18 protein-coding genes are annotated in these 16,112 nt (G+C 43.5%); 15 read left to right on the plus strand and 3 right to left on the minus strand.

Features of this window, described 5'->3' with window-relative positions; translation table 11 throughout:
• Nucleotides 1-52: 52 nt before the first annotated feature.
• The gene (gene mobC, locus BHE19_RS20215) at nucleotides 53-2,062 is read right to left on the minus strand and encodes a conjugal transfer protein MobC (RefSeq protein ID WP_070908663.1); all 2,010 of its coding nucleotides are present in this window, start codon (nucleotides 2,060-2,062) and stop codon (nucleotides 53-55) included.
• Nucleotides 2,063-2,248: 186 nt separating this feature from the next.
• On the opposite strand from mobC, the gene BHE19_RS20220 reads away from it, so the two are divergent.
• The gene (locus tag BHE19_RS20220; protein ID WP_070908604.1) at nucleotides 2,249-2,536 is read left to right on the plus strand and encodes a hypothetical protein; all 288 of its coding nucleotides are present in this window, start codon (nucleotides 2,249-2,251) and stop codon (nucleotides 2,534-2,536) included.
• A 60-nt stretch (nucleotides 2,537-2,596) separates the two neighbouring features.
• On the opposite strand, the gene mobB is transcribed toward BHE19_RS20220, so the two are convergent.
• Both mobB and mobA read right to left on the minus strand, forming a co-directional pair.
• The gene (gene mobB / locus BHE19_RS20225) at nucleotides 2,597-3,883 is read right to left on the minus strand and encodes a conjugal transfer protein MobB (protein WP_070908605.1); all 1,287 of its coding nucleotides are present in this window, start codon (nucleotides 3,881-3,883) and stop codon (nucleotides 2,597-2,599) included.
• A gap of 2 nt (nucleotides 3,884-3,885) precedes the next feature.
• Nucleotides 3,886-4,323, minus strand: a complete 438-nt coding sequence (gene mobA / locus BHE19_RS20230) for a conjugal transfer protein MobA (protein ID WP_070908664.1) — start codon at nucleotides 4,321-4,323, stop codon at nucleotides 3,886-3,888.
• A 651-nt stretch (nucleotides 4,324-4,974) separates the two neighbouring features.
• On the opposite strand from mobA, the gene BHE19_RS20235 reads away from it, so the two are divergent.
• From BHE19_RS20235 to BHE19_RS20300, 14 genes are all read left to right on the plus strand, one after another.
• Complete coding sequence (locus tag BHE19_RS20235) at nucleotides 4,975-5,742, plus strand: ParA family protein (RefSeq protein WP_070908606.1); 768 nt, start codon at nucleotides 4,975-4,977, stop codon at nucleotides 5,740-5,742.
• Between the two features lie 4 nt (nucleotides 5,743-5,746).
• Entirely contained in the window at nucleotides 5,747-6,163 is a 417-nt protein-coding gene (locus tag BHE19_RS20240) for a DUF3408 domain-containing protein (protein WP_070908607.1), read from the plus strand.
• 2 nt (nucleotides 6,164-6,165) lie between these two features.
• A complete protein-coding gene (locus BHE19_RS20245) occupies nucleotides 6,166-6,798 on the plus strand; it encodes a conjugal transfer protein TraD (protein WP_070908608.1) in 633 nt (210 codons plus the stop codon).
• Nucleotides 6,799-7,156: 358 nt separating this feature from the next.
• The gene (locus BHE19_RS20250) at nucleotides 7,157-7,462 is read left to right on the plus strand and encodes a DUF4134 domain-containing protein (RefSeq protein WP_070908609.1); all 306 of its coding nucleotides are present in this window, start codon (nucleotides 7,157-7,159) and stop codon (nucleotides 7,460-7,462) included.
• A gap of 9 nt (nucleotides 7,463-7,471) precedes the next feature.
• Nucleotides 7,472-7,804: a DUF4133 domain-containing protein gene (locus BHE19_RS20255; protein WP_070908610.1), complete on the plus strand. Its 333-nt coding sequence runs from the start codon at nucleotides 7,472-7,474 to the stop codon at nucleotides 7,802-7,804.
• Nucleotides 7,801-10,305: a TraG family conjugative transposon ATPase gene (locus BHE19_RS20260; protein ID WP_070908611.1), complete on the plus strand. Its 2,505-nt coding sequence runs from the start codon at nucleotides 7,801-7,803 to the stop codon at nucleotides 10,303-10,305. The genes BHE19_RS20255 and BHE19_RS20260 overlap by 4 nt, the downstream gene beginning before the upstream one ends.
• A gap of 27 nt (nucleotides 10,306-10,332) precedes the next feature.
• On the plus strand, nucleotides 10,333-10,965 hold the full coding sequence (locus tag BHE19_RS20265) for a DUF4141 domain-containing protein (protein ID WP_070908612.1): 633 nt from the start codon (nucleotides 10,333-10,335) through the stop codon (nucleotides 10,963-10,965).
• Nucleotides 10,966-10,967: 2 nt separating this feature from the next.
• The gene (gene traJ, locus BHE19_RS20270; RefSeq protein WP_070908613.1) at nucleotides 10,968-11,963 is read left to right on the plus strand and encodes a conjugative transposon protein TraJ; all 996 of its coding nucleotides are present in this window, start codon (nucleotides 10,968-10,970) and stop codon (nucleotides 11,961-11,963) included.
• Between the two features lie 18 nt (nucleotides 11,964-11,981).
• Nucleotides 11,982-12,605: a conjugative transposon protein TraK gene (gene traK, locus BHE19_RS20275; protein WP_070908614.1), complete on the plus strand. Its 624-nt coding sequence runs from the start codon at nucleotides 11,982-11,984 to the stop codon at nucleotides 12,603-12,605.
• A 12-nt stretch (nucleotides 12,606-12,617) separates the two neighbouring features.
• On the plus strand, nucleotides 12,618-13,055 hold the full coding sequence (locus BHE19_RS20280) for a hypothetical protein (RefSeq protein WP_070908615.1): 438 nt from the start codon (nucleotides 12,618-12,620) through the stop codon (nucleotides 13,053-13,055).
• A gap of 20 nt (nucleotides 13,056-13,075) precedes the next feature.
• Nucleotides 13,076-13,339, plus strand: coding sequence for a hypothetical protein (locus tag BHE19_RS20285; RefSeq protein ID WP_070908616.1), 264 nt, complete (start codon nucleotides 13,076-13,078; stop codon nucleotides 13,337-13,339).
• Between the two features lie 3 nt (nucleotides 13,340-13,342).
• Complete coding sequence (traM, locus tag BHE19_RS20290) at nucleotides 13,343-14,614, plus strand: conjugative transposon protein TraM (RefSeq protein WP_070908617.1); 1,272 nt, start codon at nucleotides 13,343-13,345, stop codon at nucleotides 14,612-14,614.
• A gap of 22 nt (nucleotides 14,615-14,636) precedes the next feature.
• Complete coding sequence (gene traN / locus BHE19_RS20295; protein ID WP_070908665.1) at nucleotides 14,637-15,530, plus strand: conjugative transposon protein TraN; 894 nt, start codon at nucleotides 14,637-14,639, stop codon at nucleotides 15,528-15,530.
• 20 nt (nucleotides 15,531-15,550) lie between these two features.
• Nucleotides 15,551-16,111, plus strand: coding sequence for a conjugal transfer protein TraO (locus tag BHE19_RS20300; RefSeq protein ID WP_070908618.1), 561 nt, complete (start codon nucleotides 15,551-15,553; stop codon nucleotides 16,109-16,111).
• Nucleotide 16,112: the final 1 nt, after the last annotated feature.

Here is a 16,112-nt window from a genome sequence, read left to right on the forward strand (position 1 = left end):
TTTTTGCAGAGATTAACCTTATAAGCAGGAATGGCCATCCAATTATTGATGGTCATTTTTTTGGCTCCTTTTGCACTAAATGCTGCAGATCTGGGTCGCTGTTAATGCGATCCAGTTCCATTTCAGTAATCATAAGTATATCTCGTTTAATCTGTTTATAATTGGCATCAATCTCTCTTTTCATGTTATCGTCCCCATTTTTATCAATAAAGGATAAGATCTGTGGTATCTTTTGATAGGCTTTGGATTCAGCTGCAATCCTTGCATTATCCACTACAATTTCAGCATGGAAAATTTTCTGCTCGATACGCTCATCAAAATTATCCGAAACAGCGCCGACAAAGACCCCTTGCGTTAATGTAGAAATTTTGGATGCAGGTATCAGACTGTCTAATTGAGTAGATATTGAGCTGGACGTATCATTTCGATTGATGCTGATGCTTTGTCTTTTCTGAAGTACTTTCCCGAAACGTTCGGAAAGGCTCTTAGCGGTTTCACCTACAACTTGACCACTGAAGATATTGCCCACCGTATTTTGTATAACTTTACTTTCCTTGTCCCCGTAATCGCGGTTCAATTGGGAGAAATCCTGAAATCCCAAGCAGACCGCGACTTTATTGCTGCGGGCAGTCGCAATAAGATTATCCAGACCGCGGAAGTAAATGGTTGGCAGCTCATCTATAATAACCGAACTCTTTAATTTCCCTTTTTTATTTATAAGTTTAACGATACGAGAATTATATAAGCCTAAAGCTGCAGAATAAATATTCTGGCGGTCAGGATTATTTCCTACGCATAATATCTTTGGCTCTATGGGATTATTGATATCTAGTGAAAAATCATCTCCGGTCATAACCCAGTATAGATTTGGAGAGATCATGCGTGATAATGGTATTTTAGCTGATGCAATCTGCCCCTGCAGTTGGTCCTGCGCGCCGCCCTGCCATGCATCCATAAAAGGTGATAAATAATTCTCCAGCTCTGGATATGAGGTAAGGATAGTAAATACGTCCGCGTACTTTTTATTAAGCAATTCAATGGCATGAGGAAACGTACAATGCTTTCCATTTTCATAGATTTTAAGAAACCAAATGATAGCTGCCAAAAGTATAATAGGGCTTTCTACAAAAAAATCTCCCTGTTTCTGTATCCAGCTCCTGTTCAGGTTCAGCATTATGGTATAAGCTGCCTCGTAGGCATCTGAAATATCAGTCATAAAATCAGGATTAAGGGGATTGCAGCGATGACTTTTCCTTGGGTCATCAAAGTTGATTACATAGAATTTAGGTTTGACTTTGTACTTATTATAATGTTTCAATAAATGATTGTATGCTATTGTGGAAAGGTCATCAAACTTAAAGTCATAGATATACATTGAAAAACCTTTTTCAATCTGCTGCTTGATATAGTTGTTCACTATAGCGTACGATTTACCTGATCCAGGAGTTCCCAAGACAATTGTTGCCCTAAATGGATTAACTATATTTATCCAGCCCTTATTCCATTTGTTTTTATAATAAAATCTGGTCGGAAGATTGACAGAAAATTCATTTTTCATGAGTTTGGTTTCCTGCATAAAACTTTCATTCTCACAGTTGAAAACATCTTCCATGAGATTGTTACGAAGCAGGCGGTTCATCCAAACTCCGGCTACCATTAAAGCGATATATCCTAAAGCCGTAGTAAGGATATAGAGGATGCTGGCTATAATTATTGATAACTTTAATAAAGGTGTGTTCAGAAAAAACAGAACAAAACCAATCGCCAAAGCAGTATTAATTTTGGTCCAGGTTATCTTCTGGTCTTTAACTCCCTTTGACCCCAAGCAGCTTAATGCCAATAATACCAAAGCAAAAACTTTGGTATATAAAGTATGCGAAAACAATCCCGCGGTACGCTGAAAATTGCCTAATATTTTGTTGACTAAATCTAAAGTCCAGCTCCGATCTAAAAAGTAGCCGTAGCAAAACCAATAAAGGTGCATCAGCATCAATAGGATACTTACTGTCCGCATAAAAGCCATTATTTTGGCAAGTCCTCTTATATCATCCTCTCCCTGCATTTCAAAACATTTAATGTTGTTCATGAATTTAAATGCGATAAGAGTTACTTTTATGGGATTGGCTAAAAATGGCGGCTAGCGGCAGTTCTTGGCTCATTTCTTAAATTAAAATTACAATCTTACGGAAAACCATAATCAACGCTTTTTAAAAGCTCTTAATTTTAGGAAATTTTAAATTTATATATTATGGTAGGATTTGATGAAAATGACTTAGTCAACCGTGATTATGTAAACACGACCACCAATGGTGACAATCCGAATTACACGGCTATTCGTGATAGGGAACGTGTAAATAAAAAAGAACGTTATGAAGTTGTCTATTTTTGTGATGCTTTTGTAAAGAATTATCAGGTTCCAAAAACAAAAGCAAGCTTTCAAAAGGTTGAGAGAATAATTAGGCTCTCTCAAGCCAGCAACATTGTAATGAGAGATCAACTAAATAATTTTGTGGCTCAAAACTGGAATTTACTCTAGCCTTTTTAACTAAGCTATCCTATAAAGCCGTCAACTTTACGGATAGCTTTGATTTTATCGTTACCGGCCTGACCTCTTTTTTCTTTTCTTTCTGATCTTATTTACAAAATCCTGTTCGCGGTAATCTTCTCCTTGGGCTTCCAGTAATAAGCCGCCAAAAGCTTCAATCAAACCGTCTTCGTATTTTTCAGCGGTATTCAGAAAGTCGAACAAATTATGGGGCTCCTCTGCAGGAAGTTCTGCATCATTTGATGCGGATATTTTCGATTGCAGTTCAACAGGCTTTTTAGTTTCCAATTTGATGCTGCTGTTCAAGTAATCATTAAAAGTATTGGCAGAAAGCTCTTTCCCCAATCGTGAACCGTTCCACACTGTTTTAGAATTATGGTCTATAAAGGTGATTCCGTAAAGACGTCCTGTGCCATTTCTGCGTGTCACTACGTTAATGCCTTGTTCGCTTAAAAGTTTTTTAAAAGCCTGCTCATCACTAGTTGCTTTTAGGGCAATGTTAACGGCAGCTGCAATAGCTGGCTTTGCCGGGTGGTGTTTTAAAGCCTCTTTGCTTTTAGCATAATGCAGTTCCAAATTTGAAGGCCCTGCACTTTTTCCAAACAGAGAAGACTTAAAAGGGTGTCCGGCTCTTTCACCTTTTGAATTTAAAGGAATATACAGTAAACCCTGTCGCAGTTGCCCGTGCAATTCGCCTTCCACTTTTTCGGCAGTAACATTGAACAGGGAAAGCAAGGCATTGTATTCGCCCAAAGTCTGGTAATGGTAATAATTTGGAACGTGGCGGGCAACCGAAGCGATTTGGCTTTTTACATCGCCTGTTCGATAATCTACCGGACGAAAAACCCTTTCATCCTTACCGCACTCTTTATCAGCCACTTGTATCAATCCGTATTTCCTTTCCAGTTCGCGGCACACATTCATAGACCGCATTTTCTCGAATTTGTCCGAAATCTTTTTGCCTTCTTCATCCACGCAAACAGAGACTATATGGATATGGCTGCGGTCAATATCTGTATGTTTGAAGACCACATAAGGCTGCTGGCCATAACCCATTTCCCTCATATATTCTTCTGCTATTTCCCGGTACCTGTCATCACTTACTACATCTTTTGGGTCAGGATTGATCGAAATATGCACCGTATGTTTCTCGGTATTGCGATTGGCTATCAGATAAGGGGCAAAAGATTGAACTAATTGCGCAACGGAATAATGACCGCTCGCGGTTTCAATCATCTTGTTGCCAAACAGAATCTGTCCGTTTTCATTCTTTACTTTTAGCTGATTGTATGCCAATGCCCCGTATAAATTTCCGCTTCTTCCAATTTTTGCTATCATTTCTAAGACTGTTTTTTCAGAAATTTTGCTTCAAATTCGTTAGTTATATCAATTATTTTCTGGCAAAGCACCGCCATTTCAGTGGTCTGTTTTTCTAACTTATAGAGAAAAGCTGCTGCTTTTTTCTCGGAAAAATGACGGTACAGCAGCTTTACAATCTGGTTATAATTTACTCCTACTGAGCGAAACTGGCTGTGAAACGAAGTCAGCCGCATATAAAAATCAACTGTTCCTTTGTCAATTTTAACCGATTTCATATCCTTACTGAACAGCAGTGAAATGATGAATTTTGCTTTATTGGGCATTCCCGATGTTTCAAAAAGCGACAATAGTCTGGCATTTTCCGCGTCCGTCAGGCGAAATACGTGGCGGTGAATGCTTGGATCGTCTTTTGGCAGCCGCCCCCCTTTGTTCCGTTTATTGTTTTTATTGTCTTTCATCATTTATCTATTTTAAATTTTATATAAAACCTGACTTCGGAAGGTTTTTCCAGCTCCCGGCAGGGCAAGTTGTTTTGAGGCACTAACTCGGTTTAGAGTGCCTCAAAACACAACTTGCCGTGTTCTGGCGAACACAAAAATCCGCCCTTCGGGACGCATTAAATATAGAAGGAAAGACAGCCTGAAGCTGTCCTCTTTATTGCTAGATATTTCAGGATCCTTTTGCATAGGTGTATCAATTAAAATCCTTTACAAAGTAAAATACTCTTATTCAAAACATTGTACAGAAGCATAGTGCCTAAAAATGCCTATGAACGCCAATTGGTTCCAGCTAAAAAGAAGTACATATATGTCTGCATTTCTTTGTACGCGCATAAAGATGCAGTAAGGTAATTACGTTGGGACATCCTTTATTATGTCGATAGACCCATAGTTTCATATTTACAGATCTGAGCCGATATATAGATACATTCACTGATATAGGCTTATTTACACATCTAGCTATTAATTTATATGCATATGTAAGTATTTACATAAATCACTAACTATCTGCAAGGCCATCTAGCTTTCTACAGAGCTGCGCAGTTACAAATTCATTCAGATACATATGAATGTGCGGACTTAATAAGCAAATAACTAAATACATTAAAAATGAAAACAGAACGCAAACCAGTATTTGTTGCCTTTTCATCCCAAAAGGGAGGTATCGGCAAAAGCACTTTTACGGCACTTGCTGCCAGTAACCTGCATTACAGATTGGGCTACAATGTGGCGGTATTCGATGCCGACTTTCCGCAGCACAGCCTGATGAAAATGAAAACCCGAGATTTATCTATGGTTATGGAAAATGATTTTTTAAAAAAGGCTGCATTCAGACAGTTTACCACCATTAACAAAAAAGCCTATCCAATCTTCCAGCATAAAGCCGAAGGCGTGCTTCAGGCGGCGTATGACTTTATAGAATTGTCGTCGGACCGGATTGATTATATCTTTTTTGATCTTCCGGGAACTGTAAACACTCCCGGCATATTAAAGGCCCTGGCGGGTATGAACCATATTTTTACCCCCATAACAGCAGACCGTGTAGTAATGGAAAGCACACTTATTTTTACCCAGCTTATGAAGGATGTTATAATGAAGAAAGGAGAAACCTCGATTAAAACCATTAACCTGTTTTGGAATCAGGTAGACGGCCGTGAACGCACCCCTTTATACGAGGTCTATACCAAACTTATTTCTGAGCTCGGACTAAGCCTTATGGACAGCCAGATTATGAACAGCACCCGTTTCCGCAAAGAGAGCGAAGCCGATTCCAGAAGCGTTTTTCGTTCCACTCTGATGCCTCCCGATGAGCGGCTGATGAGCACGTGCCGTCTGGACCAATTTATGATTGAATTTTTAAGAATCATCCAATTATAGCATCATGGAAAAAGACAATAAGAAAAAAAGTATTCCTGAGATAAATGAAGAGCTGATGATGAAACTGATGGTAGACGGGGTAAAAATGGAAGGACTCCAGGTGCCGAACGAAAAGCCAGTACAAGCAATAGAGCCATTACAGGAAAAGTCAATTACGAAGGAGCGCACAAGGATTAAGAAGCCAGCTGATCAGGGTTACGCAAACCTTTTTTTTAAAAAATCCGAAACCAATGCCCGTGACGGCAAGACGGTTTATATACGGACAGATTTTCATGAGAAAATCACCCGGATAGTGCAGATTATTGGAGAAGACAAGATTAGTATTTACGCCTATCTGGACAATCTTCTTGAATATCATTTTCAGGAGTTCGCTGAACAGATCATCACTAGTTTTAATGATAAATACAAACCTATACTATAATTATGGAAACTCTAATCTTTATTTGCCTGCTGCTTGTAATAGCACTGCTCCTGCAGGACAAAATTACTATTTCTATAATGAAAAAGGACAAGCATACGCCAAAAGAAACTAATCCAAACCTGCCCGATCTTATGGGACAGCCTAAAACGTTAAGATGCCTTCAAATGACAAAAAACGCCAATGGGAGCCAAGGCAGAAGGCAGGAACAGGAAATGAGTAATTTTGATATTGAAATCGACCAGGAAAATCTCGATAAAGAAATTCCGCAGGAAGAGCTGAACGATGTTTTCAGAGATCTGCCCGATCTGGAACAGGAGGAAGAAGAATGGAACGGTTATGGAATGCTGGCAGGTAATGACGGTTTTGCCCAAGGGGTTACCTTCGAGGAATTAAGCGCTGTAGGGATGCTTCTGGAAAAAGAAAAACTGGAGCAGTCCCAAAAAGAGACAGCTATTGCATTGGTTCAAAAAATACAGGGAACCGAATTATTCACACTGCTTGAAAATTCCATAGAAAGCGCTTCCCGAAAGATAGCACAGCTGCTGGACGGGAGCCTTTCTTCTGAAAAGGATTCCGGTTCTTCCTATCTGCGGAAAGTTGATTTGAATGATTTTGATATTGGGGATTTCGTCTAAGGATGAAAATCCCCTTTACCATTTTAACGCAGTATGCATCAGTCTGAATCTTAAAGAAAAGAACAGACAGGAAAAGAATACCCAAGCCTCTGAAAAACTGCCTGCACTACCTGCACTACCATCAAGTAATAAATAGGGACGAAAAATATAGCTTATCCACTTCTTTTGAAATAAAAATCGAAACGTCGAAACAGTTTAGTTTTGGCGTTTTTTTATGCTTTAAATTACTCATCAATCTTTTGACAGCCAACTAATTCCACAGACTGCCACTTCACCGCAGGAATTCGATTTTCATTACACTTTTGTCGCCAGAGCCCGCATAGTACGGGAATACAGTAACAATCTAAAGTGATTAATTATGAAAAAACAGAGAAAAAAAATCCTGCCGGCAGCAATTGTGCTGCTGTCTTCCTTAAAGTTATCCGCACAGGGAAATGGCACGGCAGGTATCACAGAAGCCACACAGATGGTTACCTCCTATTTTGATCCTGCCACACAGCTTATCTACTCCATTGGAGCTGTAGTGGGTTTAATTGGAGGGGTTAAAGTGTACAACAAATTCAGCAGCGGAGATCCCGATACTTCAAAAACCGCGGCGAGCTGGTTTGGTGCCTGCATCTTTCTTATTGTCGCGGCTACCATCCTTCGCTCCTTCTTCCTTTAATCCTGCCTTATGAATACTTACAGCATCAACAAGGGCATCGGCAGAACAGTCGAGTTCAGGGGACTAAAAGCGCAGTACCTTTTCATTTTCGCAGGCGGGCTGCTGGGAATACTTATTCTGGTCATGATCTTATACATGGCCAGTGCCAGTTCCTACATCTGTCTTTTTATCGGCTCAGGCGGCGCCTCGCTGATTGTCTGGCAGACCTTTTCGATGAACAAAAAGTACGGAGAACACGGACTTATGAAAATCGGAGCAAAAAAAAGACATCCGCACTACATCATCTGCAGCAAGCCTGTACGACGCTGCTTAAGGTCAATTCCTAAATCCAAGACCGTATGAGAAACACAGCCAAAACCACAACACTGGAAAGAAGATTTCCCCTGCTGGCAGTAGAGAACAACTGCATCCTTTCCAAGGATGCGGACATTACCGCCTGCTTTGAAGTCCGGCTGCCGGAGCTCTTCACAGTGGCTTCTGCCGAGTATGACGCGATTCATTCCGCGTGGCATAAGGCCATTAAGACCCTGCCCGATTTTACGGTTATCCATAAACAAGACTGGTACATTAGGGAAAATTATGATCCTGAAATGGATAAGGATGACCAGAGTTTTCTGGCCAGATCCTACCAGCGGCACTTTAATGAGCGCCCGTTCCTGAACCATTATTGTTACCTGTTTCTAACTAAGACCACTAAAGAGCGCATGCGCATGCAGAGCAATTTCTCCTCACTGTGCAAAGGCGTCCTGATACCAAAAGAAATCAGGGATAAAGAAACAGTCCACCGTTTTATGGAAGCGGTCACGCAGTTTGAGAGGATTATAAACGACTGCGGATTTGTCAAAATCCGCCGCATGAGCGAGGAAGATATTGTGGGATCAGAAGGCGGGCAGGGACTGCTGGAACAGTACCTGACCCTGTCAAGGGAAATAGGAACTCCGCTGCAGGATATTGCGCTGGGCAGCACGGAGGTACGGGTCGGAAACAAAAGGCTGTGCCTGCACACCCTTTCCGACACTGATGATCTGCCATCATCAGTATCAGCGGATACGCGACATGAAAAACTGTCCACCGACCGCAGTGACTGCCGACTTTCATTTGCCGCGCCTGTGGGACTGCTGCTGAACTGCAACCACATCTACAACCAGTACCTGTTTTTGGACAACAGTGAAGAGAACCTGCAGAAGTTTGAAAAATCCGCCCGAAACATGCACTCGCTGGCACGCTACAGCCGCGCCAACCAGATCAACAAAGAGTGGATAGAACGCTATCTGAATGAGGCGCATTCTTTTGGACTGTCTTCCATTAGGGCACACTTTAATATCATGGCATGGTCGGACGACCCGTCCGAGCTCAAGCAGCTGAAGAACGACTGCGGGAGCGCACTGGCCCTTATGGAATGCAAGCCAAGGCATAACACTACCGATACAGCAACACTATACTGGGCAGGCATGCCCGGAAATGCAGGAGATTTTCCAAGCGAGGAAAGCTTTTACACGTTTATAGAACCGGCTTTGTGTTTCTTGACCCAAGAAACCAATTACCATGATTCGCCATCGCCATTCGGTATTAAAATGGCGGACAGGCTGACGGGTAAACCCATTCATCTGGATATTTCGGATCTTCCTATAAAACGAGGCATCATTACCAACCGCAACAAGTTCATACTCGGTCCCTCGGGAAGCGGCAAGTCTTTCTTTACCAACCATATGGTGAGGCAGTATTATGAACAAGGAGCGCATGTACTGCTGGTGGATACGGGTAACTCTTATCAGGGTTTGTGCGAGCTTATCAAGGCAAAGACCAAAGGCGAAGACGGGATATATTTTACCTACACCGAAGACAATCCCATTGCCTTTAATCCTTTTTACACCGATGACGGCGTATTTGACATTGAAAAAAGAGAAAGCATAAAAACACTGGTATTGACTTTATGGAAAAGGGATGACGAACCTCCTACGCGTTCCGAGGAAGTGGCACTCTCCAATGCTGTCAGCGGATACATTGAAAGGATCAAAGAGCTTGATGCGTTCCCTTCTTTTAATGGTTTTTACCGCTATGTCAAGGACGATTTCATCCAAATACTAGAAGCAAAAAAGGTCAGGGAAAAAGACTTTGACATTGCCAATTTCCTAAATGTGCTGGAGCCTTACTACAAAGGCGGCGAGTATGATTACCTGCTGAATTCCGACAAGCAGCTGGACCTGCTTTCCAAACGTTTTATCGTGTTTGAAATTGATGCCATAAAGGATCATAAAGTCCTCTTTCCCATTGTGACAATTATCATAATGGAAGTGTTCATCAACAAGATGAGAAGGCTTAAAGGAATCCGAAAACTAATCCTTATTGAAGAGGCCTGGAAAGCTATTGCCAAGGAAGGAATGGCTGATTATGTCAAATACCTTTTTAAGACTGTCCGGAAGTTCTTTGGAGAGGCCATTGTGGTCACTCAGGAAGTAGATGATATCATCCAGTCACCTATTGTCAAGGAAAGTATAATCAACAACTCGGACTGCAAGATCCTGCTCGATCAGCGCAAATACATGAACAAGTTCGATGATATACAGGCAATGCTGGGGCTAACTGACAAAGAAAAGGCGCAGATACTTTCCATTAATATGAATAACGACGCATCGCGTCATTACAAGGAAGTGTGGATCGGACTTGGAGGAACGCACTCGGCGGTCTATGCCACAGAAGTAAGCCTGGAGGAGTATTATGCCTACACAACCGAAGAAACCGAAAAAATGGAAGTGATGCAGCTTGCCGCTGAACTTGGCGGAAATGTAGAGCTCGCCATCAAGCAGATTGCCATAAGACGCCGAGAGCAAGAAAATCAATAACCAATAACAATTTAAAAATCAACAAAAATGAAAAAAATACTATTTGTGATGGCTGCGGCAATTACGCTTGCCGCTGCGCCATCAGCAAAAGCGCAGTTTGTTGTTACCGATCCGGCAAATCTTGCCTCAGGAATTCTAAACAGCGCCAACGAGATCATACAGACTTCCTCAACAGTGAGCAATGTGGTCAAAAATTTCAAAGAGGTAGAAAAAGTATACAAGCAGGGCAAAGAATATTACGACAAGCTGCAGGCCATTAACAATCTGGTTAAAGATGCCCGCAAGGTGCAGCAGACGGTACTTCTGGTGGGAGACGTATCGGAAATGTATGTACAGAATTTCGGAAGGATGCTCAATGATCCTAACTTTTCGGCAAGGGAACTCACCGCTATTGCCAAGGGATATTCTGCACTGCTCGGTGAGAGTACCGAGCTTCTTAAAGAGCTCAAGCAGATTGTTACCTCCTCGAGCCTGTCACTCAGCGATAAGGAGCGTATGGATATTATTGACCGTGTATACAAAGAGGTTAAGGAATATCACAGCCTGGTGCGCTACTATACCAATAAGAATATTTCTGTCAGTATACTGCGCGCTAAAAAGCAGAACAGCACCAAAAGGGTGCTTGAACTTTACGGCACCCCAAATCAAAAATACTGGTAGAGATGGAATTCAATAATCTTCACCAGGCCCTTCGCTCTCTGTATGATGAGATGCTGCCGCTGTCCGCTGATATGGCCGCTGTTGCCAAAGGACTGGCGGGGCTTGGGGCGCTGTTTTTTGTGGCCTTGAAAGTCTGGCAGGCGCTCAGCCGGGCAGAGCCTATCGATGCCTACCCGCTTCTGCGCCCTTTTGCATTGGGACTCTGCATTATGTTTTTCCCGACCATTGTGCTGGGCACAATCAATGCTGTACTAAGCCCGATAGTTCAGGGAACACACAGCATTCTGGAAGATCAGGTATTGGACCTGAACGATCTGCAGGCAAAAAAAGACCTGCTGGAACATGAAGCGATGATCCGCAATCCCGAGACCGCCTATATGGTATCGGACGCGGAATTCGACAAAAAACTCGACGAACTTGGCTGGTCGCCGTCGGACATCGGGACTATGGCCTCGATGTATATGGACAGGCAGACCTATCAGATAGAGAAATTAATAAAGGAATGGTTTCGCAACCTGCTCGAAATCCTGTTTCAGTCGGCAGCGCTGGTTATCGATACCATACGGACGTTTTTTCTGATCGTTCTCTCGATCCTCGGGCCTATTGCATTCTCCATATCGGTATGGGACGGCTTCCAGCCCACCCTCACCCAGTGGATCACAAGGTATGTCAGCGTTTATCTCTGGCTTCCGGTCGCTGACCTTTTCAGCTCGATGCTGGCCAAAATTCAGTCCCTGATCATTGAAAGGGACATCGAAATGCTTGCCGATCCTGCCTTCATTCCAGACACCTCAAACACCGTGTACATTATTTTTATGATCATCGGCATTGTGGGTTATTTTACCATTCCGACGGTGACGGGCTGGATCATACAGGCTGGCAGCGGCGGGAACTTTTCACGCAACATACATCAGACTGCTATGAAGTCCGGAAATATAGCAGGCGCCGGAGCAGGTTCGGCCGCAGGCAACATTGCCGGCAGGCTGATAAATAAGTAACCAATAAACATCAATACAATGGAATTTAAAACACTAAGAAATATAGAAAACAGCTTCCGGCAGATCAGGCTCTACGCCATCGTATTTGCCGTGCTCTGTGCAGCCGTAACCGGCTGCGCACTTTGGAGATCATACAGTTTTGCCGAGCTGCAGCGCCAGAAAATTTATGTGCTGGACAATGGCAAATCGCTCATGCTGGCACTCGCTCAGGACGCCTCGATCAACAGGCCTGTGGAAGCACGCGAACACGTACGGCGTTTTCACGAGCTGTTCTTTACCCTGGCACCCGACAAAAATGCCATTGAAAGCAATATGAAAAGGGCATTTAACCTTGCGGATAAAAGCGCCTTTAATTATTACAAAGACCTTTTGGAGAAAGGCTATTACAACCGGATCATATCGGGCAATGTACAGCAGCGCATTGAGATGGACAGCGTGGTCTGCAGTTTCGAAACGTACCCTTACGCCGTGAGAAGCTATGCCCGGCAGATTATCATACGCTCAAGCAATGTAACAAGACGCAGTCTGGTTACATCCTGCCTTCTGGTAAACTCGGTGCGCTCGGACAATAACCCGCAGGGCTTTAATATCGAAAAGTTTTCCGTGGTGGAAAATAAGGACATAGAAGTCATTGAACGCTAAAATAAAAGGAATATGAAACTTTTACTTGATCTGGACACATTTGTACAAACCCTGAATGATAAGGGATATGACGGCTATTTCCATACAGAGGGCTGCTGCCCAGGCAAATTAAGAGACAGCATAAGCAGATTTTTGGAGCTTTGGAAAAATGGAAGTGATGCTCCCTTATCTGCAGGTTATCTGAATTTATCTACCTACCTGCAATGGAACGGCCAAGAAAAGCCAAAGGTTCAGTGCAATATTTCGGTAAGGTATGAGAACGGAAAATTCGATTTGGAGCATACAGAAATGTATATAAAAAGAACGGACCCTTACGGGCAGTTATTGAAAGAATCTAAACTGGCAAACCTTACTTCTAATTCGATCCCCACACTAAAGGAGGCTGTTGCACAGGTATCGGAAAACCCTAAAGAAGAGGCAGCACCAAAAAAAAGAGGCTTGAGAATTTGATAACCCATAATCCTTAAAATATGAAAAAATTAAGAGCAGATATAGACCAGTGGCTCAAAGGGATTGACAAACATTGGGAAGCAATGCCGGTAAAGAGACAGCATCAAGTGGTACTGTACTTTTTTGCAGCGTACGCACTTTTGAGCGCAGTTGTCATTTTCAATGTATGCCATGATACGGCAGAAGCGAAAAATAATATCGCTGTAGAACATATCGAAAACCCGACAGGGAAAGAAAGTACCGCGCACCGGCAGGACTCCCTCAAACCAATTTTAAAAAAATAAGTTATGAAAGAAAGTAAAAAAAATGCCAGCCTTCTCACTGATGTGACCGAAAACAGAAGCGGATCCTATTTATCGGATGAAAAAAAGACCACTGTCGAGCGCCTTAAAAAACCGCTGATATTCACCCTGATGGGAATAGTATGCATCGGCTGCATGTATTTGATCTTTAAACCGACGACGGACAAAAAACAGGTCGAGAACATCGGGCTGAACGACAGTGTGCCCCAGGCAAGCCGATCGGTGATGCAGGCAGACAAGCAGAAAGCATACGAGCAGGAAATGCTCGAGCAGAAAGAGCAGCAGAAGCATGATGCCCTGACCGCATTATCCGATTACTGGAATGAGGACAGCGCTGGGAAGAAAGAAGACTTGCCTGATAATGAGGAAGATCCCAAAAATCCGGCGCTGAACAGTTACCGCAGTGCCCAAAGCACGCTGGGTTCTTTCTATCAGGAAGATAACGGAGAAACAAAGGAACTGCGCAGGCAGCTCGAGGAGCTCAAGGGGGAGCTTGCACAAAAGGATGTTCCTGCTCCCGCCACTATTGATGACCAGCTGGCGCTTATGGAAAAATCCTACCAGATGGCCGCCAAATACCTTCCATCAGTATCCAATTCCGCAGAGCCTGCCGGCAAAAATACTCCTGCGCCCATTGCGGAGCTGCAGAAGGAAAATTTTTCGGCAATGTTTCCTGCAAAAAAAAGCACGATTTCGGCACTTTACCGCCAGCCTTCAGACAGCACTTTTCTTGCAGGATGGAATGCAAACCGCGAATTTAATTCCGCAGGTTCATGGATTCAGCCGAAAAACAGCGTCAAGGCCTGCGTACACCAGACCCAGACCATTATCGGCGAGGCAGGCGTTTCCCTTCGTTTATTGGAGCCCGCCCGAATATCGGGACATACCGTCTCGGCCGGTGCAATGGTTACGGCAAATGCCAAAATACAGGCAGGACGTCTGCAGTTGAAAATCACTTCCATCGAACTGGACGGCTCTATAATTCCGGTGGATATCAGCATTTATGACTTGGACGGCCAGCAAGGGGTGTCTGTTCCCTATTCTGCCGAAAGAAGTGCCCTGACTGAAATGGCAGGCAATATGAGCCAGCAGTCCGGCACGAGCCTTATGATGACCCAGTCGGCAGGACAGCAGATGGCTGCTGATTTGAGCCGCGGTGTTGTTCAGGGCATCTCGGGCTATTTCTCCAAGAAAGTTAGAACTATAAAAGTGACCTTGAAAGCGGGACATCAGGTCTTTCTTGTTTCCAAAAAATAAAAGCAATCCTAAAAAATCAATTATGAAAAACCATTTAAAAACATTTTGGCCAGCAGCCCTTCTGCTGTTCTTTTCATCAGCTGCACCAGCCCAGAACAATGAAAAAGCAGGCCTCGAATTGGGAACAGTACCACCCTACGCTATGCAGGTTACTTATGACAAGACTTCCCATCTTATTTTCCCGTCGGCCATCAGATATGTGGATCTTGGAAGTGACTGCCTGATTGCCTCAAAGGCCCAGGATGCGGAGAACGTGCTGCGCATCAAAGCATCAGTGAAGGATTTCGAGCAGGAAACCAACTTTTCGGTGATTACCGATGAGGGCCGTTTTTACAGTTTTAATGTGCAGTACAGCTCCGTCCCGGCTGCCCTGAGCTACGACCTGCAGACAATGCAGAACTCCGCAGATAAAGCCATCAGCAGGGGTGTTTTATTTGAAGAGCTCGGTAAAACCCCGCCCTCGCTCGCTTCGCTGATACTGGAAACGATTTACAAAAACAACAAGCGCAGGGTAAAACATATAGGATCTGAGAGTTTCGGTGTACAGTTCAGCCTGAAGGGAATCTATATCCACAACGGATTGTACTATTTCCATACGCAGCTTGCCAACCAGACCAATGTCCCTTTCAGTATTGATTTTATGACATTCAAGGTTGTCGATAAAAAAACAGCCAGACGCACAGCCTCACAGCAGATAACTCTTGTTCCGCTTCGCATCTATAAGACACTCGATGAGATTTCAGGAAATGCAGCAGACCAGAACGTGTTCCTGCTGGATCAGTTTACCATCGCCGATGACAAGCAGCTGCTGATTGAGATTTTCGAGAAAAACGGAGGCAGGCACCAGACACTGGAGCTTGAAAATTCAGATCTGGTGAAAGCCGGGCTGATCAGCGATATGCACCTGAAATTTTAACAGCGATAAAAAATAGAGAAATGAAAAAGTATATCTATGCAATGATGCTGATATTTATCAGCATTATTATAGCGCAGGCACAGCGCATGATTCCCCGACAAAAGGGATTTGAACTCAATGCAGGAACCTTATCAGGGAACAGCCCCTGGGAAAACTATTACCTGGGCCTGGGTATGACCATAAATGGAAAAAACGGCAGTTACCAGCTCTGGGCACTCGAGTACAGCCACCAGTATTCCAGATATAAAGCACTTCACCTGCCTATCGAAACCTACAGCGCAGAAGGCGGTCACAGCTTCTTTCTCTGGGGTGATGCCCGCAGGAATGTTGCTCTAAATGCATCGCTTACTGCAGTACTGGGTTATGAGAGCATTAACCGCGGAGAGAACCTGCTGGATGACGGAGCGAAAATAATCAGCGAAGACCGCCTTGTTTACGGTGCGGGCGGACGGCTGTCTTTTGAAACGTACCTGTGCGACCATCTTGTACTTTTGCTGCAAGGACGCATCAAAGTTTTGTGGGGCACTGATCTGGAACAGTTCCGCCCGTCGGCCGGTCTGGGATTACGATATAATTTTTAAA

The sequence above is a fragment of the Flavobacterium tructae genome, from assembly GCF_001853485.1.
Classification (GTDB): Bacteria; Bacteroidota; Bacteroidia; order Flavobacteriales; family Flavobacteriaceae; genus Flavobacterium; species Flavobacterium tructae.